This window comes from Paenibacillus sp. FSL R7-0313 (genome assembly GCF_037969885.1).
Taxonomy (GTDB): domain Bacteria; phylum Bacillota; class Bacilli; order Paenibacillales; family Paenibacillaceae; genus Paenibacillus.
The window spans coordinates 253,346-273,614 of sequence record NZ_CP150219.1 but is presented as its reverse complement, the minus strand read 5'-3'; the positions used below and the strand labels follow the sequence as shown (position 1 = coordinate 273,614).

The window sequence follows — 20,269 nt, the reverse complement described above, 5'->3', positions numbered from 1 at the left end:
ATATAAACAAAAGAAGGTTCCTGTACACCCTTGATGGGTTAAAGGAACCTTCTTTTCAATACGAGGACTTATTTATGCAATAGATCTTTATTTGCGGATTTCGAACAATTCACAGTCTGTACGGGAATGATAAGCGAGCTCACTGACACTGGATTGTACAACTACGGTGTTGCTGTCAAAACGGATAATGATGCCACCCGAGTCAATCTGGTGATTATCTTTAAAAACTCGAACCTTATACTTCATATTCATGGCTTCCTGGAAGTCCGCATCGGTCTCAAGACGTCGCTGGGTCGGCATTATCGTGTACTCCTTTGAAGTTCAACTTTATTTCATCATAATATGATTTTCTGTGGATGAGCAAGTCAGTGAGGGCATTCAGGCTGATCTTGAAGAGTAAAAAGCCCTGCTCTCCAGGGGGATTGGGAGCAGGGCTGAGAATTCTATGAATGATTGCTTAAGCTGTTTTGTGAGTTGGGCTAATCGTTGGTGTGTCTTTAGGATGATTGCCTTTATTGCGAGTGATCAATCCGCGAAGGTAAGGCAGTACCCAGTTGTCCAGACCGATTTTACCTGCATTTGCACCAGCAACAACAAGGAAGATTTCCATTACAACCAGTTGAGCATTCGTGCTTACTGTTCCCGAGAAGAGGAACGCGAAGTTCATGACCATAGCCATCAGTGCTGCCAGTGTAGTGAAGCAGCCAAGGATGAGACCCAAACCTACAAGGAATTCACCCAAAGGGATAACGAAGTCGAACAGTCCTGCATTTGGTACTGCGAATTTCTCAAGGAACGTTCCCCACCATGCTTGAACTGCTGGATGATCACCCGTTGTTTTTTCCAGTGCTCCTGCAAGGAACCCCCCAGCTTCGAATCCGCCAGTCAATTTGCTCCATCCGTGAGTCATCCAATCGTAACCGATATACACCCGAAGTACTGTCAAAATCCACATTGCTACTTTGTTTTCTCTAAGCCATTGGTTGAAGCTGAACATATGAACCACTCCTTCATGGAATCTAGTGTGTGTTGTTTTTGTTTTTTCTAAGTGATCACCTTTGATGTCTTTATTGTATAGTTCAAAAGTCGTTTTGTTTGTGATTAAAATCACAATCTAGTTCAAATTTTAAGTAAGGTTTGAGAAGTTCACATTTAGGACATATTTTTCTCGCGATTCGCTGTTTCAAATGTGAATTTCAGGCTGTATCAAGGCCTTCTGGGCGCAGACAAATCGGATGGGGTGTGATTAAATGGAAAGAAATACGTGAAATGGTTGCCCACATGAGACATATATCACAACTTAGAACCAGGCCATATCGTTCAGGAGGTCCTATATTGAAGCTTTTTAAATGGAACAAAGCAGCATCGGCTGCATCTCTGTTTATTCTCTCATTAAGTCTTGTTGCCTGCCAAAACCAGGAGGTGGCGCAGATGCCAGTTCAGCCAGAACCGACACCTGCACCTGTACAAGAAGAACAGACTGTGGAAGAGTCCAATACATCTCTCTATACAGCACCTTTGACGGGTCTGCCTGTAGATGAAGCGATTACGCGTCGACCACTCGCCGTAATGATTAATAATGCACCAGCAGCTCGGCCCCAATCGGGTCTAAGTTCAGCCGATATCATTCTTGAAGTCCTCGCAGAGGGTGGCATTACCCGTTTCATAGCCATCTTCCAGAGTGAAGGCGGTGCGGAGACGGTTGGACCTGTTCGCAGTATACGTCCATATCTGATTGAGCTTGGTGAGAGTTATGACGGGGTACTTGTTCATGCCGGAGGCAGTCCGGAGGCGTATTCCATTTTGCAAAGGCAGCAGAAACAGCATATGGATGAAATCTCGAATGGTGGACCTTACTTCTGGCGTTCCTCGGATCGTAAAGCCCCACATAATCTGTATACTTCAGCGGACAAGCTGAGAGAAGGAGCAGATATCAAGGGTTATAGCCATGATTTCAAGTCTCCCGTATACATCTACAACGAAGAAGGCGCAACATCCGCAGGAGATGCAGTGAAGCAATTCGATATCCATTATTTATTGGATAGTTACCGGGTGACGTATGATTATGATGAAGTTAGCGGACGATATATGAGAATGGTGAATGGTAAGGCAGATCAGGATCTGGATAATGGGACTCAACTTGGCGCAGCGAACATCATTGTGGCAGGTGCAGATCACAAGGTGCTCGATAGTGTAGGTCGGTTGTCCGTTAATTTGGAACAAGGCGGGGAAGCCATGTTGTTCCAGAAAGGCAAGATGATTCGTGGGCAGTGGGTGAAGAAGCAAGGGGATATTATACGGTTTGTTCAGGATGGCAGTGAAGTGGCTCTTGTGCCTGGCAAAACCTTTATCAGCATTGTTCCCAATCAACCGGAATTTTCTAGTCATGTGAAGCTGGCTGTGCAGCAATAAAAGGATGTAATGAAAGAAAACGATGAAACATGTATCCATTTTGTCGTCGAAAAGGCATGATATTGTACCTTGGCGTGAAAAGTAGAATCGTGTCGATTTTGAAATTTGATGTCGGATTGTAAACGCAGTGTAAAATCTTGACTTGAATTTACCATTATTCCAAATAATTAAGATTCATTTCAGATTAATGTGATAAGAATATAAAAAAGGATCACACCTTTTGTACAAACCATGAAACAAATATGATAAGATATCAAAGGTTGTCATTTCATGTTTCATCGGTTATCGGCAATTTTTCTCGTAAAGGGGATAGAGCTATGAAGCTTAAGAAGAAGAAGGATATATTTTTTGAGACACTGGAGAATATGGCAGATACGGTTGTTCAAGCGGCAGATTATTTCTCCCAGCATGTTTCCAACCTTCAGGATGTGACTCTTTTTGCCAATGAAATGAAGAAGTACGAGTCGAAATGTGATGATTACGTGCATACGATCATTACAGAACTCAACAAAACATTTATCACGCCGATCGAACGCGATGATATTATGGAGCTGACAACAACACTTGATGACGTATTGGACGGACTCGAAGCAACGGCTTCCCGTTTCTATATGTACCAACTGACGGATCCGGACGAATTTATCGTTCAGTTCTCTGAAATTCTGCGCCAATCGGCTTACGAAATTCAGAAGGCGATTCATCTGCTGTCACAGAAAAAATTGCTGGCCATCCGTGAATACACCATTCGTTTGAATGATCTGGAAAACCAGGGCGACGAAGTGCTGCGCATGTGTATCAAACATCTCTTCGCTACCGTGTCTGATCCGATTGAACTGATCAAGCGTAAGGAAATTTACGAACGTCTTGAGACAACAACGGATGCTTGTGAAGACGTGGCGAATGTGCTCGAATCCATCATTATGCGTAATTCTTAAGGAGCCAGAGAATAATGGAAACAACGATTTGGGTATTAGGTATAGTCGTCTTCCTTGCACTGGCGTTTGACTTCATCAACGGTTTTCACGACACTGCGAATGCCATTGCTACTTCGGTATCAACACGGGCACTAACGCCACGTCGCGCGATCCTTTTGGCAGCGGTGATGAACTTTGTCGGTGCGATGATGTTTACAGGCGTTGCGAAGACGATTGGGGGGAGTGTGACCGACCCCACCACGCTGGATAACGGGATCGAGGTCGTCATAGTCACCTTGATCGCAGCGATTATCTGGAACCTGGTTACATGGTGGTTTGGTATTCCGTCTTCCTCATCACATGCACTTATCGGAGCCCTTGCAGGTGCCGTGCTTGTTGGCGCAGGATCTGATAAAGTGAAATGGAGCGGATTCATTGATATCGTCGGAGGTTTGCTATTATCACCTCTGATCGCGTTTGCCATCGGTTATGTGGTCATGACGATTCTCAAATATATTTTCGCCAAACGCAGTCCGCATAACGTGAATAAAGGTTTCCGTACGGTACAGATTTTCACGGCAGCACTGCAAGCATTCACACATGGTACGAATGATGCACAGAAAGCGATGGGTATTATTACGTTTGCTTTGGTTGCAGCAGGTGTGCAAGATCATCTGGAAGTGCCGCTGTGGGTTAAAATCTCAGCAGCAACCGCGATGGCTCTGGGTACATCCATTGGTGGTTGGAAAATCATCAAAACGATGGGTACCAAAATCTTTAAAATTGAACCGATTAACGGATTCGCCGCCGATCTGTCAGCTGCTTCCGTTATTTTCACAGCAACGTTGCTTCACCTTCCAGTGAGTACAACGCACGCGATCACATCAGCTATTCTGGGTGTGGGTTCCGCGAAACGTTTCTCTGCTGTGAAATGGGGACTTGCTGGACGTATCATTATTACGTGGTTCATTACGATTCCGATTACTGCGGGACTGGCAGGATTGTTGTACTGGATCATTTTCTAAAGAGAGAAAGTTATCCCGAACGAATTCTGGATTACCAGACAAACTGTTCATAACTGTGTGAATATCGGGATATGTGGATAAATATACAACCAAAATCAAGAGACGCCTGTGCATGAACGTGTGGACAGGCTGGATATGTGGATAGCCATCCGTGGAATGATAAACCAAAAGAAGATATTCCTGTGGATACAGGGAACTGTGGATAGGGAAATGAGAGAAGCCAACAGGGTTGGCTTTTTTTGTTGTCGAGTTTGAAGGTACCTGTGTACAATAACGTATAGATACAGGACAAGGATGTGATCTGATTTATGATTCGTACACTCGCCATTACACGAGAACATCAAGTCTCCGTTAACGTACCACTTACACAGTTGGATCTGAACGATTACGCCTGGGTATGGGCGGATTTTAACCAGCCAACGGAAGAGGAAAGCCGTTTGCTGGATACATATTTTCATTTTCATCCATTAGCCATAGAGGATTGTCTGCATGTGTTGCAGCGGCCCAAGCTCGATTATTATGATAATCTGCAGTTTCTTGTGCTGCATGCACTGAACCCGACCACACTGGAAGCCGAGGAGGTTGACTTATTTCTCGGATCAAACTTCCTAGTGTCTTTTCATCATGGTGTATTGGAGGAAGTGGATGAAGCGTGGGAACGCTTGTTGCACCATGCACATGAACGAACCATCTGGGCGCGAGGTCCAGTGGCAGCAGCCTATACGGTGATGGACAAGCTGGTCGATCATTATTTTCCGTCTTTATTTGCGATTGAGGATGAACTGGCTGAACTGGAGAACCGGGGTGGACAAGAGTCAGTTGAGGACTTGATGAACCAGGTGTTTGATCTGCGGACTCGATTGCTGAAGCTCAGACGAACGGTAGTACCGATGCGGGATCTGCTCTATCGGGTGGTCAATTCCCAGCATGTGCAGCGAACAGGCGAACATACGGCTTATTTTACCGATATCTATGACCATTTATTGAAACTGACGGATATGATTGAAGCCGATCGGGAGATGACGGCCGACCTACGTGACAGTTATATTTCCCTGAACTCCAACCGGATGAACCAGATCATGAAGACACTCACGGTGATTACGACCGTATTTATGCCTCTCACACTGATTGCGGGTATATATGGTATGAACTTTGCCTATATGCCTGAGCTTCAATGGAAGTTTGGGTATGGGGCTGTGTTATTGTTAATGTTTGTACTTGGAGGTAGCATGGTGGCCTGGTTTGTGAAGCGTGGATGGTTCAAGTAGAAAATGTGATACTTTACTGCTCTAAATGCAGTTCCATCTTTCGGTGATAAGCGCACGCTATTACGAGCAGATCATCAGAAGAAGATTGCATAGTTGAAGCAACGTTTGTTACATATGAAAAGGGCCACTGGACAAGGATCTCAGGCAGGAATGGAATAACCTGTCGGAAGATGATTGCCAGGTGGCCTTTCTGATTCTTCTATTGGAAGTTTTGAAAATAAATGTATCCACATGTGAATAACTATTCCGCAGCAATAAGCTGTGTATAACTTACGATGTCTTCCTGTTACCCCACTTCAAGGACAAAAGAAGTCGTTGCCGTCTCTTTACCATTCACAACAATTGTTAGCGTATGCAGTCCAGCATAGTATTTTCTTGTTGTGATGATTTTGAAAGATTGTTTGGTGGCTACCTTGGTTCTGCCTGTCGGGTACATTTTATCGGAGCATTTGAATCGTTTGGGAGCCTGCTTGCCGTTTGCCTTCATATAACCCATCTCATATTCAATTCGCAGCATCTGTGACTCGCCGCTCTCATTAACGACATCAAACGAAAAATGAAGATCCTCGCCAATGCTAATCGTATCCTGGACAAGCTGAAGCTGCTCAATGTGAATCGAATCCTGCTCGTTATAACCAAAAAGACTTAGTGCTTTGCTATGTCCTTTCTTCAGTAATGACCTGCTGGCATGCCGGACAATCCAGTCGGTGTGTACATGTTGTCCGTACCAGGTCGTGGCCAGATCCATAACCAGTTCAGGGTGGTCCTTGGAGATGTCATTCAGATGATTGGCGACACTTTTGCGAACATAGAGGGACTCGTCCTGTTTCAATGCATGCAGAATCGGAAGTACAGGTGTTGGATCAGTGATAAAGTTCTGGAGTTTGGCACCCCATGGCAAACGTGGCCGGCTGCCTTCACTGGCAAGTCTGCGGATATGCTCGTTGTTGCTCTCTGCCCACGCCATCATATGTTTCATCGTTTGGATTGGATAATGTTTAATAAACGGGCGTACCGCGAACTCGGAGCTGGAATAAGGTGTGAAGAGGGTCAGATACTTCATGGATAACTCGTAATCCTCTGGGTCAAGTCCGTTCACTTCGATAAAATCCGGTACAAAGAGATATTCAACGCCTCTCATATTCGGAGCGGCTTGTTCAATAATATGTAATGCTTCTTCATAATTGTCGGGCAGTACTGAAGTCAAGGCCAGTGTGATTCGGCGAATGCGCGCTTTGAATTCCAACTGTTCCCAGCCTTCAGCAAAAACCAATTCATGAAATTGCTGTGTATCCAGCTTAGGGTAGAATTGACGCAACTGTTCGCCGGTCCGATCGATTAATGCGGGAGTGTATTTGTCTTTGATAAGTTCCATGGTCCGCCTCCTTTAGTTATTATCAAGTATACCTCAAATTACAGAAATAAGAACATAAGTTCCTGAAATTTTTGATATATTAATGAACGGTGTTAAGGCACCCACCTTCTGTAAGGGGGTGCCTGGATGAATTTAACCTTTGCGACTTTTGGGACGGCGCTTGGTGGTATTGGATTTGCGGCGGACTGGAGTTGTATTGCGGCGACGTGTAGCATTCGTTGTTTTGTTCCGACGTTTGCTTTTACGTTTCCGGGGCGGCGTATATTCTTCATAGTCTGCATCAGCTGCGCTGTTATTCGATTTTCCTTTTCCAAAAGGCAGAATGCCCATAACAAGTTTCATCATCGGAGCCATCTGTTGGATACCACCGACGACCTTCTGCATTTTGCCTATTCCACTCATGATCCCATCAATACCGCCGAAGCGGTCGATCATTCCTTTTAACTCACCGATGTTGGCTAACGAAAACCCGGAACTGCCTGTAGCAGCAGGCGCCTGTACCGGAGCAGGGGGAACCACCTGAGCTGCACCTCCATAAAAGTTCCCGCCTGGAGCACCTTGCCCATACGGTACGATTGCAGATGCTTCGACTTCACCGAAGCCCGGGTAATGGGGCTCTACTCCAGGGTACATCGGTTGAATCTGAGTTTCATTCAAAGACCGCGGAACCACACCGGGAGGCATATAGGCAGAAGTACGTGCCTGCCGATGAGCATGAGAAGACGGACGTTGCCCTTGTGCTGGCTGGCGGTGATAATAATGCTGTGGCATGAACGATCACGTTCCTTCTATATTGGATTTTGGAATTGCGTTCCACAAGTTTCCTGACAGATGTATATCATATACGGTAGTGGAACTCCCTTTTGTTATACTGTATGTCATTCGCGGAGAGACGGCGTAGGCGGGTATCCCGGAAAACGGGATATTTGCGGATTTGGGCGCATGTATGATGGCAGGTACACGAAGAGTAAAATGCAGTTTAGACACAAAATTGTAACATTTAGGAGGATTGAAATCCTACATAAGTAATCGGATATATACAGGTGAAAACTGGGAAAAAGTGCGGTAATTTCGCCTGATGTGCGTGAGGGGAGGACAATAGTACCTTTTGTAAGCGGTAACATGTATTTTTATTCTGTAGTGCGTGAAATCGGTAACGCTTGAAATACCAACTCAGGGTGAGTACAATGTAGGTACACAGTAACCGCTAGGGGATGATGATGAAATGCAGCTGAAAAAGCTAAATGATAAAAGCATTGAACAACTATTTGAGGCTATTTTGACGCTAAAAGATATTGAAGAGTGTTATGTTTTCTTTGATGACCTCTGCACAGTAAACGAGATCCAATCCATGTCCCAGCGGCTGGAAGTGGCTCGTATGTTGGGTAAAGGCAATACGTATAACCAGATTGAAGCAGAGACAGGTGCGAGTACAGCTACAATTTCACGTGTGAAACGCTGCCTGAATTACGGCAATGATGGTTATAAAATGACGTTGGAACGCCTGGGACGCTAACATGAAGAAGCCGGGTGTACTCATCATCAGTCACGGTTCACAGGAGCAGACCTGGGTGGAATCCGTCGATGACGCGATCTCCCGGTTGAATCTGCCTGTTCCATTACCGGTAGAAGCCGGTTTTCTTGAACTTGTGGAAGGACGCCTAATCCAGGACGGTATCGACCGACTGGAAGCACAAGGTGTAACCGATATTCTAGTCGTACCTCTATTTGTTTCGTCCGGGAGTACACATGTGGATGAGATTGAATATGCCATTGGTGCAAAGGAAACACCTGATCGCGAAACGGATCTGGAACCGTTCGATGTAAAGGCTCGGGTTCACTTCGGTTATCCGGTGGATAACGATCCGGATATTGCCGTGATGGTGTGGGACAAAGTCCGATTATTGTCGCAGCAACCGGAGAAGGAAACGATTTTGCTGGTAGGCCATGGGAGTATTCATGATGGTTTTCGCGAGCGTTGGGAAGCCGGAATTTCTTCCCTTGCAGAGCGTGTGCAGGAAGTTAGTGGTGTAGCCCATACGGATTATGCATTGCTGAATCCGGAGAGTGTGTACGACAAAGTGAAGTACTGGAGTGAAGAGCGGGGAAACCGAGTCATTGTGGCGCCGCTATTTTTGAGTGCCGGTTATTTCACGAGGAACGTTATCCCGGATCGGCTGCAGGAACTGAACTATGTGTACAGCGGTGAGACACTGTTGCCACATCCATTGCTTGTGCAGTGGCTGGAGCGCCAAATCCAGATTTTGCTGGAGAAATGTAATGAAGTTAAAGTTTCTTCTTGAAATGATTGCTTTGGCATAGGTGTGTAATCACATCGCTCGCAGTAATGTCGCACCAATTGATTTGAACTCCATAGCTTCATAAACAATCAAACCACGTCGAAGGACGTGGTTTTTGTTTGTTGTAGATCACTTGAAAGAGATTGGGCTATCCATTAATGGGTGCGTGCAATTGCAAATGTAGCTCCAGTAAACTTATTAATTGGTCAACGATCTCCTCGGCCGGATAAGGCATGGAATTCATAATCCACCACTCCAGGAGGCCCACAGCAGCGGAAGCAAGAAACTGTATGGTGATCTCTTTTTTCATACCCTCCTGAATGCCACAGGCATCCATCTGTTCCTCCACTCCCTGGACCAACAATCCCATCAACTTACTACGGAATGCCGGAATACCTTTTTTGGTTAGAAGTGTAGTATAGGTAGAGGCATGCTGTTCCAGATAACGGAAAGTTCTGAGCAGCGCATCCTTGGCTGTAACGGGTGTTGTAGTAGAGCTTTCGATCATACAGGCATCCAACAACTGCTGCAAATAGGTCTCAATGCATTGATCCAACAGGTCGAACTTGTCATCGTAATGCAAATAGATGGTTCCTCGATTTACATTAGCCCGATCAGCAATATCGTTTATCGTAATTTGCTCAAAATCCTGTTCCTCCAGTAACCCCACAAAAGCTTCAATTATCGCCTTTCGTGTCTTGAGTACTCGTCTGTCCATGGCCCCTCCTATGATGGTTTTCAACAATAAGGAATCATTCGTTGATTATTCAACAAAAACGGATATTTTAACGATTGAAGCACAGTAGGTGCTTTGTTACTCTTATTTTATCAACAAATGTTGATAAAACAACGATTATTTATAAACTATGAAATTGAGGGATAACCAATGAAGATATTAGTGTATGGTGCGGGGGTTTTGGGCAGTCAACTGGCACAGGTTCTGGTGCGCGGCGGCAATGATGTTACTATTCTGGCTAGAGGGAAGCGGGCAGAGGAGCTGGAGAAGGATGGAATCGTCATCCGGCATATTTTTCAATTCAAAACGACAGTTGATCAGGTTCGGGTAGCCAGAACGTTGGAAGTGGATGACCAATATGATCTGATTTTTGTTGTCATGAAATATAACGATTTCCCTTCAGTGTTACCTATTCTGGCAGAGAATCAGAGCAGCAATATTGTGATCGTGGGAAACAACGCAGATGCACGAAGCATGCAGACCTATCTGGAAGAGCATAGTCCGAGGGGAAAACAGGTCGCGTTCGGATTCCATGTGAGTGGAGGTAGGCGTGACAAGGACCGCATGTTATCCATAGGTGGAGGGAGCGCACAAATGGTGATCGGCAGTCTGGACGGTGAGATAGGCTTCAAACCTTTGCTGGATCAAGCTTTCCAACGTGTGAAATACAAGTTAAATTATTTAAGCGATATTGATGCCTGGCTGAAAAGCCATATCATCCCCATTCTGATGCTTAATGCGGTGAGTTTTAATGAGGAGCGTGAGTTGATCAAGTTGGACGGGAATAGAAAGCAAATCCAACATATGATTAGGGCGATGGATGAAGGCTTTAGCGTACTTGAAGCTATGGGCATAACGATTATACCGGAGATTCAGGCTAAAATGATTCGCAGGCATCAACGGATGCTGTACCTTCTGTTGAAGATATACAGTGTGCTTCCAATTCATAAGCTGATTGCGGGTTCTTTTGGAGAGATTGAAGCGTTGAATAATGCATTTACCGATTGGAAAAAGACAACAGGTATCCGGACTCCCCATTGGGACGTGCTGAAAAGAGATTATACTATCCTTAAATGAAGTGTTGCTCATTCCCTGCATACCGACTACAATAAAACCAACTAATAAAATGGGGATAAGGAGATATACAGATGCGGGAAGTGCCCATGCGTTATGTGAAAGCAAATCAGGTCGGTATTGTATTGTTTGTTTTACTCTCGTTTGTGTTCAATCCAATTGTAGTGCTGGGAGCGCTGTGGAGCATTCAGGTGGTTGGTCTGGCTTCCAGTGGAAAGCTTAATCTGTTTGTGCAGATTGGGAAAGCTGTGTTAACTGGTAAAGGGACAGAGACGCAGGCGGTGGAGCTGCAGCGATTCAACAATATTCTGGCTGTGCTCTTCCTGTCTCTGGCACTCATCTCGTTCTCGCTTGGCTGGGTAGCCGCAGGTTATGTATTCTCCGTCATGCTTCTCGCAGCTGCAAGCGCGGCACTGCTGGGTTATTGTGTAGGCTGCACCGTCTATTTCTGGTATAAACAGCTGCGTGCGGGCAGAAAAATCGGATTTTGAGGTTGGCTGAAGAAGTGATATAAGTATCCGGGATGCTACGATAACTTTATAACGAAATCCCCCTCAAGTGAGCTGCCACTTGAAGGGGATTTTTTTATCTGAACCAGGCCTTATTTAAATTGTTGGTAAAATTGTGATCGTTGAAAGGCACGTTGGCGCTACCGAAGTTTGTCGTGTTGAGTGCATTTCGTGCCGCAGAAGTCAGATCGTCCCATCCGATTAAAGGCTGAGTTCCACCCACAGCATTAGTAACGCCAAGCTCATGGTTCAGCGGCCAGGTACTATTATAGGAAATCAACGGATGGTTACCTTGTGTATTGTTATTGCTCGGTGTAACTTTGGTGAACTGGCCGTGACCGGAATATGCGATAGAGAGGATTTGGGAATTGGCCGCTGCCGGATTGTCTACCCACACGACGATACCTTCCCAATCATGACGATGGCCGAGTCCAGAGGAAGGGGAGTCTTTGGGGAAATACCACGAATACATGATAGCCCATACCCCATTGTGCCAGGCGGAGCGGGAGTAAATCTGGCCTGTACTTGAACTACAGTTTCCATTCGATGCCCCGGATGTATTCAAGCCAGCACTGGTATTGCCCTGTTGATCCACTGCGGGAAAAGGCACGCATCCATGATAGACTTTTAGAAATGGCTGAAAACGCTTGGTTGCTTGTTGTGTCACAGTAACTGGGGAGACTTCCTGAAATCCGACAACCTGATCATGGTTAATTTCTGCTGCTTCAACAACGGTGACCCAAGGAATACATGCCATAAGAAAGACTATGAGCATTAACACGATTTTTTTCATTCACAATTCTCCTTCACGGGTATGATGTGGTGTTAAGTTGAGGGTGCACTAAAATTATATTGGAAAAAGGTTTATGTTATTTATCTTTTTATCTTAAGATTTGTAAATTTGTAGCATATCTATGTCATAATCATATGAAGGTATAAAAATCGAAGACTAATTCCTGTCCAAGCGGGCAGAATGGTTGATTAATGAGACTATTTTACATAAAAGGTAGTGGGGAAGATTCAGGAGCGGTGCGTGAGGTTTATTGGGTAATGGATGGATTAGTGGATACATATATGAAAAAATATACTTATAGATTACAGGCTAGGACATCTTTACATTTGATGATATGATAGGAGTTAAAGGCTTTGGAATGAGACGGAATTCCTGATGCATAGATATAGGTAAGACGAAAGATTAGAGCAGAATGAACACAGATTCATTATTGTGTAAAAAATATGCCCTTTTGTGGACTGATGCAACGTAAGAATATGAGGTCGTTTAGACTCATGGATAATGTGGAATAGGTGGCGTATGAGATGAAAAAAGCTCGCTTAATATATAATCCGACCTCAGGCCGGGAAGAAATGAAGAAACGTCTGGCTGATATTTTGCAGCGTTTGGATCAAGGTGGTATTGAAGCTTCATGTCACGCAACAACGGGTGAAGGTGACGCAACCCGGGAAGCTGAACTTGCGATTGAACGCGGCTATGACATGATTATTGCTGCTGGTGGCGATGGCACGTTGTACGAAGTGATTAACGGTATGGCCGAGCGGGAGAACCGTCCTCCGCTGGGTGTGTTTCCTTTGGGAACGACGAATGATTTTGCACGTGCACTCGGCATTCCGAGACAGTGGGAAGATTACGTGGATCTGGTCATTAACCAGCAGCTTCGTCCGCTCGATCTGGGCAAAGCAAATGATAAGTATTTTATCAACATCGCTGGTGGTGGCTCATTGACTGAACTGACCTATGAAGTACCGAGTCGTCTGAAAACGATGATTGGGCAACTGGCCTATTATATGAAGGGTATTGAGAAAATGGCGAGCCTGTCTCCTCAGGAGCTGATTATTCGCGCCGACGGTCAGGAAGAGATCCATGATGAATTCATGTTATTCCTCATCGCCAATACCAATTCGGTCGGGGGATTTGAGAAGTTGGCTCCAGGTGCAACCATTGATGATGGTCTGTTCGATGTCATTTGCGTGAGGAAATGTAATTTGGCTGATATGATCCGCCTCGTAACGCTTGCGCTGCGTGGGGAACATCTGAACGACAAGAAAGTGGTTCATTTTCAGACGAGTCATATGGAAGTTACGTCGCCAGGCTATGTGCAACTGAACCTTGATGGAGAGTTAGGCGGCACGCTGCCAGCTACGTTTACGAACTTGCGTCATCATCTGATGTTGTATCGTTAAACATGTGAGTGCTGGGGGCAATGTGGTTCGCTTGTGAAAAGCAATGTTGAGCGCTTCAGAAAAGCTATGATGCCATAGCAGTAGTTGCATAGTATCATATAACTGTTGAGGAGAGTTGGATTCAGCTCTGCCGTAAGGCGTGATGGAAGTGTATTTTCCAGTTGCTGTGTACAGTTGGATCGCGTATAATCTCATGTGGTCACTATGCGTTGAACTGTTACAGCAAGGCACATTGTGGTAATTGAGTGAACGTGAACAGCGAACATTGAAGGTTAAAAGCGCTGTTATTGTTCGATGGTACTGCGATGTGGTACACCGTGCTGAATGTAACAGTTTGGTCGAGTGCCGGCTGGCGGCTAACGAACTCAGAAAGCCTTAATGTGGCGAAATCGTCGAAGCTGCGAATCTAACGAATCTCAGCGTCGTTATTTTGGAGAAAATGAACGAAAGAGGTCGGAAAACACTATCCGAAGATGATATAACGTTTCTGAAGTTCATTTGAAATTCGGAACGTTATTTTTGATGTGAATAAGGTGCGCCATGTTCGTTACAATCGGGAACAAATTGAAAAATAGAGATTTCTCCCTCGCCTGCACAGGCGGGTATTATATAAGAAGAAAGAAGTGAATGTACGTTGTCTAATACGAACCGCAGCGGTCGTGGAAAAAACCGCCGGAATTCGGCTGCCTCTCAGGGGCAAGGGAACGCTTCAGCGTCCCGTCAGCCAAGTCAATCATCTCGTCAATCTACACGTCAGCAGGGAAAAGAGGTGCGGCCACAAGGCGCATCTCTTTCTGCCGTTCGTCCAAAGGGGAGAGCGCGTGAATCTGCATCAATCGAAGGACTGCCCGTTAGCAAAAATGAAGAGACCGTCATCGACATCATTGGCATGAACCATGACGGTGAGGGTGTAGGTCGTGCGAATGGATACACGCTCTTTGTACAGGGGGCGCTTCCAGGTGAAACCGTGCGTGTGCGTGTGATGAAAACCAAGAAGCAGTACGGCTACGCCAAACTGCTGGAGATCGTGAAGGCGAGCCCGGATCGAGTGTCCGCGCCATGCCCGATCTACGATCAGTGCGGCGGCTGCCAGATCCAGCATATGAGCTATACCGGACAGCTTGCGTGGAAACGCCAGTTGGTGATCGATAATTTGCAACGGATTGGCAAGCTGAACGTGATGGTGGAGGATGCGGAGACGTTGGCATCCAATACGCAGGATGATAAAGAGGGCGCTGAACAGCGTGTGCAGGATGACGCTTCAGTTGGTGATGCGAATCAGACAACTGAACTGGCTACTTCTGAAGTACAAATGATCGGCAGCAATCGTATTCGCCTTCGCCTTGAAGGTGTCATGAACGAAGAGGATACGGAGCAAGGCATCCGCGTACTGCCTACGATGGGCATGGACGAGCCATGGCGCTATCGGAATAAGGCACAGGTGCCGATTGGAGCTGCCGAGGGTGGCCTGGTAGGTGGTTTTTACGCTAAAGGAAGTCACCGGATCATCGATATGGAAAGTTGCCTCATTCAGCATGAGCACAATGACGAAATGGTTGCAAAGGTTAAGGAGATTGGCAGTCATTTTGGAATTAGCGCCTATAACGAAGAGACAGGTCGCGGCTTGTTGCGTCACGTGGTCGTGAAGAAGGCATTCCGTACAGGCGAGATGATGCTTGTTCTGGTTACAAATGGTCGAGACATTCCGTACAAAGACGAATGGATTGGCAGTATCCGTGAAGCGATTCCGCATGTAGCGAGTATCTGCCAGAACGTGAACAAAAAACAGACCAACGTCATTTTCGGCGATGAAACCCGTGTCCTGTGGGGCCGTGATGTAATCTATGATTATATCGGTGATGTGCAATTTGCGATCTCAGCGCGTTCGTTCTATCAGGTGAATCCAGTGCAGACGGAAGTACTGTATGGCAAAACGGTAGAGTACGCAGGACTGAGCGGCAAAGAGACCGTGATTGATGCCTATTGTGGCATCGGTACAATCTCTCTTTTCCTCGCGCAACATGCGGATCAGGTGTATGGAGTAGAAATCGTGCCTGAAGCCATCGAAGATGCGCGTAGCAATGCGCTCTTGAACGACATGAAGAACGTGAAGTTCGAAGTTGGTGCCTCAGAGGACGTTATTCCACGCTGGAAAGAACAAGGTATTGAAGCTGATGTCATCGTCGTCGATCCACCGCGGAAGGGCTGTGATCCACGTTTGCTGGAAACGATCCTGGAGATGAAGCCGGAGCGAGTGGTGTATGTGAGCTGTAATCCGAGCACGTTGGCACGTGATCTTCGTGTGCTGGAGGATGGCGGGTATCGCACGGTTGAGGTAACGCCGGTGGATATGTTCCCGCATACGGTGCATGTGGAAAGTGTAGCGATGTTGGTGAGAAACGATACGTAGGTCTAAGGTAGCAAACTAAAGCGTAGTTTATATTTTTAATTCAAAATCCAAACTTGAAGACAGCCCAATGGCTGTCTTTTCTTTTTATCAAAGTTCCGATAAAGAAGTCGAGAAATGAAAGAATATAGTAGGGAGAAGTTTTGATAGCTTAGCGTTTTTTTCGAGTCTAGCGCCAGTTTATCTACTGAAAATACTCATATATTAAAAAGTATAGCGTTATTTCTTTTTGAACACCTGTTACAAAATTCTTGTTATTTCGTCTTATATATTGAAATAATAAAAAAAACTGGGAGGTTTACAAAATGAAGAGAGTACTAAGTATTTTGTTAACAGTTGCTTTATTCTTTACTTTACAGGCAGTGGCAGGAGCAGATGTAAAACAAGTTACGTTATCTGATATTGATCAGATCCTAAGGGACAGTGGAACTCCGGAGAATATAATTAGCGGATTGGATGATGAACTAAAACAAATGATTTATGAAAATTCTGGCTCTAGCCCAGAATTGAAATTTATCGAAGTTCAACAAGAAGTTGTCCCACAACTGTTTGCCTCCGGTTATTCAATACCATCCTCGGATTTAAAAATTGAAGTTTTGGCTTTCTCAGTAGGAAATGGTAAAGCAGATATTTATCCAATATATGAGTGGCTAAAACCTGTAAAACCTAAAGGTAAAGACTACTTCGGGTATTCTACTCACAGTGACTTTAGTGTTGTTGCCAATACTCGTAGCAACTTGATTTGGTACAAACTTAACTCTGGAGATAATTGGACTAGTGCTGGTGCCGCAACGTATACTGGAAGTAGCCTGACGGGTTACGAACATTCTGGTAGTAGCTTGGGAACGCCTGATTTTCCTATCTATATTAAAGGGAATTTTTCTTTTAGGGTAGATATCGATAAAACAAACCCGGTGAAAAAAATCGCCATATCTTATGTGCATGACACTTCATCTGGAGGTACCTTCGGTTATTCTATTGGTTATGGTCCTGCTTATATTTCAGTGACCCCCTCTTCTAGTAACGTAGGTTATAATACGAATGTGTATAATCTGGTTTTCTGATTTTTAGCTTCTTAAAATGGGGCTAATTTGAAATTACCGATTAGCCTCATTATTTCTGGATTACCTTAGAGGTTGTAACATTATAAATAGGGGCATATACATATATTCAAGAAAGGGGTTGAAATCAGTGATGAGCAAGAAAAGAATTTTTATTGGTACTCTTGTGATAATCCTTTTACTCGTTGTATTTGTACCAAAATTCATTAGCTATTGGAATGATAGGAACTACTACTCAAACAACATGGTTACTTATTTTTCATTGGCTGAATTTTCCATACTAGATAAGTATGTTGAAGGAGATACTTATTATTTGAAGTTAAGTATTGATAGTGAGTATTTTGATTCTAAATACAAATTGAAAGGTAAAACTAAAGAATATTCCCTTGGGAAGAATATAGACTTGTTTAATAAAATCGATCTAAATAACCCCATAAAATATACAGGGATTCAGTTAGAATCAACAGTCCCTTTAAATAAGATTAATCAAGAAGAAAAATCTAATCTACGACGTGATCCTATTAGTGTAATTTCAAAAGAAGAGTATGATGACTTTATTACCATCATTGATGTCTACTAAATTCAACGACTTCATCGAGAAAATAATGTATAATATTAGGAATTATATAAATTAATTCAAGAGTTTCCTTAACTGGGCGCTCTTTTTTTATATAGTTTTCTAAAAGAGGTTATTACCCAAAGCGGAATACCATGTCTGTATAAATAGAGAGAAATTCGAATACCATCGGAGAACTGGTTATGTAATTTTCCTTTGAGTGTGAGTTCAAATTTGATTATGATTGAATTGTGATAATTTGGTATGTAACTTAAATGTTTCGAAATACAACACTAATCAAAAATGTTTTACGATGGCGATTAAATAATTCACTAGAAACTAAATTAATAGGAGGAAACTCAATGAAGCCGATATATTTTAGCCTAGAAGATGAAGATAAGAGCTTTATGTTGGAACTATATATAAAATATCATCCACTAATTAAATACAAAGTTTACGATACAGTTGGAGACTGTGATGTTGTGAATGACTTAACTCAAGAGGCCCTGCTTAAATTAATACCGAAAGCTTCTCTTTTACGCACCTTAGATCGTTACAGAATAACAGCGTATGTTACTAATACAGCAAAACATGTTTGTTTTGATTATATTCGTAAAGAGGCATGTCGTAACAAACATTATTTTGTTGGACCAGAAGAAGATTTTGCGTCCAGATTCCAGATTTAATGGTTAAAATAGAAGAAAACTATGTAAGAAACGAGAGAATAGACGAATTAAAGAAAATAATGCTTCAACTATCAGAAAGGGATAGAAGATTATTGTATTATAAATACAATATGGGATTGAGAGACAAGGAAATTGAAGAGGTACTAGGGATTCCTCAGAATCATGTGCGACAATATATTGCTCGGGCTAAGCAACGAGTACTTAGAAAATCACAAAATGATAGCGTTTGCATTTTGAGGTCATAATACCTCATGTGCATTGAGGAGTAAGTTATCAACAGCAAATCACCCATATCGAAAACGATCTTGGAGATGAAGCCGGAGCGCGTGGTGTATGTGAGCTGTAATCCGAGTACGTTGGCACGTGATCTTCGTGTGCTTGAGGATGGTGGGTATCGCACGGTTGAGGTCACGCCGGTGGACATGTTCCCACACACGGTGCATGTGGAGGTAGTAATAGGAATGCAACGCAAAGATACCTAGAAATCCTTTGTTTTCAACACTTTGCGCCGTTTACGACTTTTACGAATGATGGCCCTGATTTCAAAAATAAGGTGCTGAAGGACAAAATCGAGGTTTCGGTCGTGCTTGACCTTGGTTTTGAGGTCGAGTGTGTAGACATGTCAGGGGCTAGTGAAAATAGTCTAAAATAGTATTGATTTTAAGAGGGCGTCCTTAAGGCGTTCTTTTTCATATCAAGATCACTTAGTTAGATGTTTTAATTCTAAAGCTAATGTCGTATTAGGTAAAAAAAGGATGTTTATCTCGAAGGTATAATACCATGGGCTTACAGATAAGGAGTATTGCTTAGCCATACAATTGCAGGAAGAGCTTGAACAGATAGAGAAAAGGGAATTTTACATGCAGGGGTATAACTACAGCTAGTTCTACTTACAAAAAAATAAGTGCGCTACACTCATCTGAACGAAGCTGAGTAAATCAGCATAGCCCAGTTATTTCGGGGGCTAGCGCCCACTATATTTGAAAACTTGCTATAGAAGGAGTATCAAACACCTTTTATGGTGAGCTTCCATCACGAGAGCTGACTTTATCACCTTGCTGGTGAGAGCACTTGAATTGAAGGGCCCGGGCACGAACACGGCAGCCTTCAGCGATGTACAGCCTACTGCTTACTATGCGCAGGCTGTGGCCATTTCAAAGGAGCTGGGGATCGCCTATGGATTCGAAGACAACACGTTCAAATCCAGCAGCATTTCCCGTCAAAACATGATTGTTCTAACGGCGAAAGCCCTGAAAGCAGCAGGTAACCATCTGCCGGCAGCGGGAATCTGGCTCCTTATTCCGATACTACAAGCATTTCCGCTTACGCAGTGGATAGTGTAACTTCCCTCGTAGGAAGCGGAATCGTCAACGGAAAAGGTGGCAAAATCGCACCAACTGAATCATTGACCCGCGCTGAAGCAGCGTTGATTCTGTCCCGGATCTGGGCAACTTATTGAAACTGCTGTCTGTACTTTACAGGCGGCAGCTTTTTCAAATTCCATGGCCCTCAATCATGATTGTAATAGAGATCGTTAACCAACCGATTCCATTTGCAGCTCAGCACAAATCATTCGTTCAGGCAATTTTATTACAGGAGGAACCGCTACTCATTGCTGAATATTGTCGATCCAATACATAGACATCATAAATTTTACTTTTTTCCACTTTGCAATAAAGATGGAATCTGATAGGATAAGTTTATAAATACGATGGTTTTAGTGAGGATTAAAAAGGAGGCCGCCTTG

Annotated in this window: 21 protein-coding genes and 1 pseudogene; 16 read left to right on the top strand and 6 right to left on the bottom strand. The window is 44.1% G+C overall.

From position 1 onward, the window contains the following. Positions 1-87: 87 nt before the first annotated feature. Positions 88-300: a hypothetical protein gene (locus NSQ38_RS01045; RefSeq protein ID WP_017690673.1), complete on the bottom strand. Its 213-nt coding sequence runs from the start codon at positions 298-300 to the stop codon at positions 88-90. A gap of 157 nt (positions 301-457) precedes the next feature. Continuing rightward, the gene (locus NSQ38_RS01040; RefSeq protein ID WP_338590843.1) at positions 458-997 is read right to left on the bottom strand and encodes a DoxX family protein; all 540 of its coding nucleotides are present in this window, start codon (positions 995-997) and stop codon (positions 458-460) included. A 338-nt stretch (positions 998-1,335) separates the two neighbouring features. Between NSQ38_RS01040 and NSQ38_RS01035 the strand changes: the two genes are divergently transcribed. From NSQ38_RS01035 to corA, 4 genes are all read left to right on the top strand, one after another. Further along, positions 1,336-2,412, top strand: coding sequence for a DUF3048 domain-containing protein (locus NSQ38_RS01035; RefSeq protein ID WP_339786358.1), 1,077 nt, complete (start codon positions 1,336-1,338; stop codon positions 2,410-2,412). 317 nt (positions 2,413-2,729) lie between these two features. After that, positions 2,730-3,347, top strand: a complete 618-nt coding sequence (locus NSQ38_RS01030) for a DUF47 family protein (protein WP_076215091.1) — start codon at positions 2,730-2,732, stop codon at positions 3,345-3,347. Positions 3,348-3,361: 14 nt separating this feature from the next. Beyond that, positions 3,362-4,351, top strand: a complete 990-nt coding sequence (locus tag NSQ38_RS01025; RefSeq protein WP_062836232.1) for an inorganic phosphate transporter — start codon at positions 3,362-3,364, stop codon at positions 4,349-4,351. 308 nt (positions 4,352-4,659) lie between these two features. Further along, positions 4,660-5,619: a magnesium/cobalt transporter CorA gene (gene corA, locus NSQ38_RS01020; protein WP_339786355.1), complete on the top strand. Its 960-nt coding sequence runs from the start codon at positions 4,660-4,662 to the stop codon at positions 5,617-5,619. Between the two features lie 286 nt (positions 5,620-5,905). On the opposite strand, the gene NSQ38_RS01015 is transcribed toward corA, so the two are convergent. Next, positions 5,906-6,994: a DNA alkylation repair protein gene (locus NSQ38_RS01015; RefSeq protein WP_339786353.1), complete on the bottom strand. Its 1,089-nt coding sequence runs from the start codon at positions 6,992-6,994 to the stop codon at positions 5,906-5,908. 132 nt (positions 6,995-7,126) lie between these two features. Next, a complete protein-coding gene (locus NSQ38_RS01010) occupies positions 7,127-7,765 on the bottom strand; it encodes a tyrosine protein kinase (protein ID WP_339786352.1) in 639 nt (212 codons plus the stop codon). A 454-nt stretch (positions 7,766-8,219) separates the two neighbouring features. On the opposite strand from NSQ38_RS01010, the gene NSQ38_RS01005 reads away from it, so the two are divergent. After that, a complete protein-coding gene (locus NSQ38_RS01005; protein WP_017690665.1) occupies positions 8,220-8,510 on the top strand; it encodes a YerC/YecD family TrpR-related protein in 291 nt (96 codons plus the stop codon). Between the two features lies 1 nt (position 8,511). Then, complete coding sequence (locus tag NSQ38_RS01000; RefSeq protein ID WP_339786349.1) at positions 8,512-9,297, top strand: CbiX/SirB N-terminal domain-containing protein; 786 nt, start codon at positions 8,512-8,514, stop codon at positions 9,295-9,297. 145 nt (positions 9,298-9,442) lie between these two features. Here NSQ38_RS01000 and NSQ38_RS00995 read toward each other — a convergent pair whose 3' ends face one another. Next, positions 9,443-10,012, bottom strand: coding sequence for a TetR/AcrR family transcriptional regulator (locus tag NSQ38_RS00995; RefSeq protein ID WP_339786346.1), 570 nt, complete (start codon positions 10,010-10,012; stop codon positions 9,443-9,445). A 168-nt stretch (positions 10,013-10,180) separates the two neighbouring features. On the opposite strand from NSQ38_RS00995, the gene NSQ38_RS00990 reads away from it, so the two are divergent. Together NSQ38_RS00990 and NSQ38_RS00985 are read left to right on the top strand one after the other, a co-directional pair. Further along, positions 10,181-11,107 carry a 2-dehydropantoate 2-reductase N-terminal domain-containing protein gene (locus tag NSQ38_RS00990; protein WP_339786343.1) on the top strand — a complete coding sequence of 309 codons (927 nt, stop codon included), beginning with the start codon at positions 10,181-10,183 and terminating at the stop codon, positions 11,105-11,107. Positions 11,108-11,178: 71 nt separating this feature from the next. Further along, positions 11,179-11,595, top strand: a complete 417-nt coding sequence (locus NSQ38_RS00985; protein ID WP_338590858.1) for a DUF4395 domain-containing protein — start codon at positions 11,179-11,181, stop codon at positions 11,593-11,595. 94 nt (positions 11,596-11,689) lie between these two features. On the opposite strand, the gene NSQ38_RS00980 is transcribed toward NSQ38_RS00985, so the two are convergent. Beyond that, a complete protein-coding gene (locus NSQ38_RS00980) occupies positions 11,690-12,406 on the bottom strand; it encodes an NPP1 family protein (RefSeq protein ID WP_339786340.1) in 717 nt (238 codons plus the stop codon). 524 nt (positions 12,407-12,930) lie between these two features. Between NSQ38_RS00980 and NSQ38_RS00975 the strand changes: the two genes are divergently transcribed. From NSQ38_RS00975 to NSQ38_RS00940, 8 genes and pseudogenes are all read left to right on the top strand, one after another. Next, positions 12,931-13,812 (top strand): diacylglycerol kinase, encoded by an 882-nt coding sequence (locus NSQ38_RS00975; RefSeq protein WP_047840512.1) that lies wholly within the window; start codon positions 12,931-12,933, stop codon positions 13,810-13,812. 634 nt (positions 13,813-14,446) lie between these two features. Beyond that, positions 14,447-16,222: a 23S rRNA (uracil(1939)-C(5))-methyltransferase RlmD gene (gene rlmD, locus NSQ38_RS00970; RefSeq protein WP_339786337.1), complete on the top strand. Its 1,776-nt coding sequence runs from the start codon at positions 14,447-14,449 to the stop codon at positions 16,220-16,222. A gap of 302 nt (positions 16,223-16,524) precedes the next feature. Continuing rightward, positions 16,525-17,283 (top strand): hypothetical protein, encoded by a 759-nt coding sequence (locus tag NSQ38_RS00965; protein ID WP_339786334.1) that lies wholly within the window; start codon positions 16,525-16,527, stop codon positions 17,281-17,283. A gap of 127 nt (positions 17,284-17,410) precedes the next feature. Continuing rightward, entirely contained in the window at positions 17,411-17,860 is a 450-nt protein-coding gene (locus NSQ38_RS00960; protein ID WP_339786332.1) for a hypothetical protein, read from the top strand. A gap of 338 nt (positions 17,861-18,198) precedes the next feature. After that, on the top strand, positions 18,199-18,522 hold the full coding sequence (locus NSQ38_RS00955) for a sigma factor (RefSeq protein WP_339786329.1): 324 nt from the start codon (positions 18,199-18,201) through the stop codon (positions 18,520-18,522). 296 nt (positions 18,523-18,818) lie between these two features. Beyond that, positions 18,819-19,004: pseudogene (locus tag NSQ38_RS00950) on the top strand (23S rRNA (uracil(1939)-C(5))-methyltransferase RlmD); the annotation flags it as partial. Positions 19,005-19,583: 579 nt separating this feature from the next. Further along, positions 19,584-19,865 (top strand): S-layer homology domain-containing protein, encoded by a 282-nt coding sequence (locus NSQ38_RS00945; protein WP_339786326.1) that lies wholly within the window; start codon positions 19,584-19,586, stop codon positions 19,863-19,865. Next, positions 19,853-19,981: an S-layer homology domain-containing protein gene (locus NSQ38_RS00940; RefSeq protein WP_339786324.1), complete on the top strand. Its 129-nt coding sequence runs from the start codon at positions 19,853-19,855 to the stop codon at positions 19,979-19,981. Before NSQ38_RS00945 ends, NSQ38_RS00940 begins: the two co-directional genes overlap by 13 nt. Positions 19,982-20,269 lie beyond the last annotated feature (288 nt).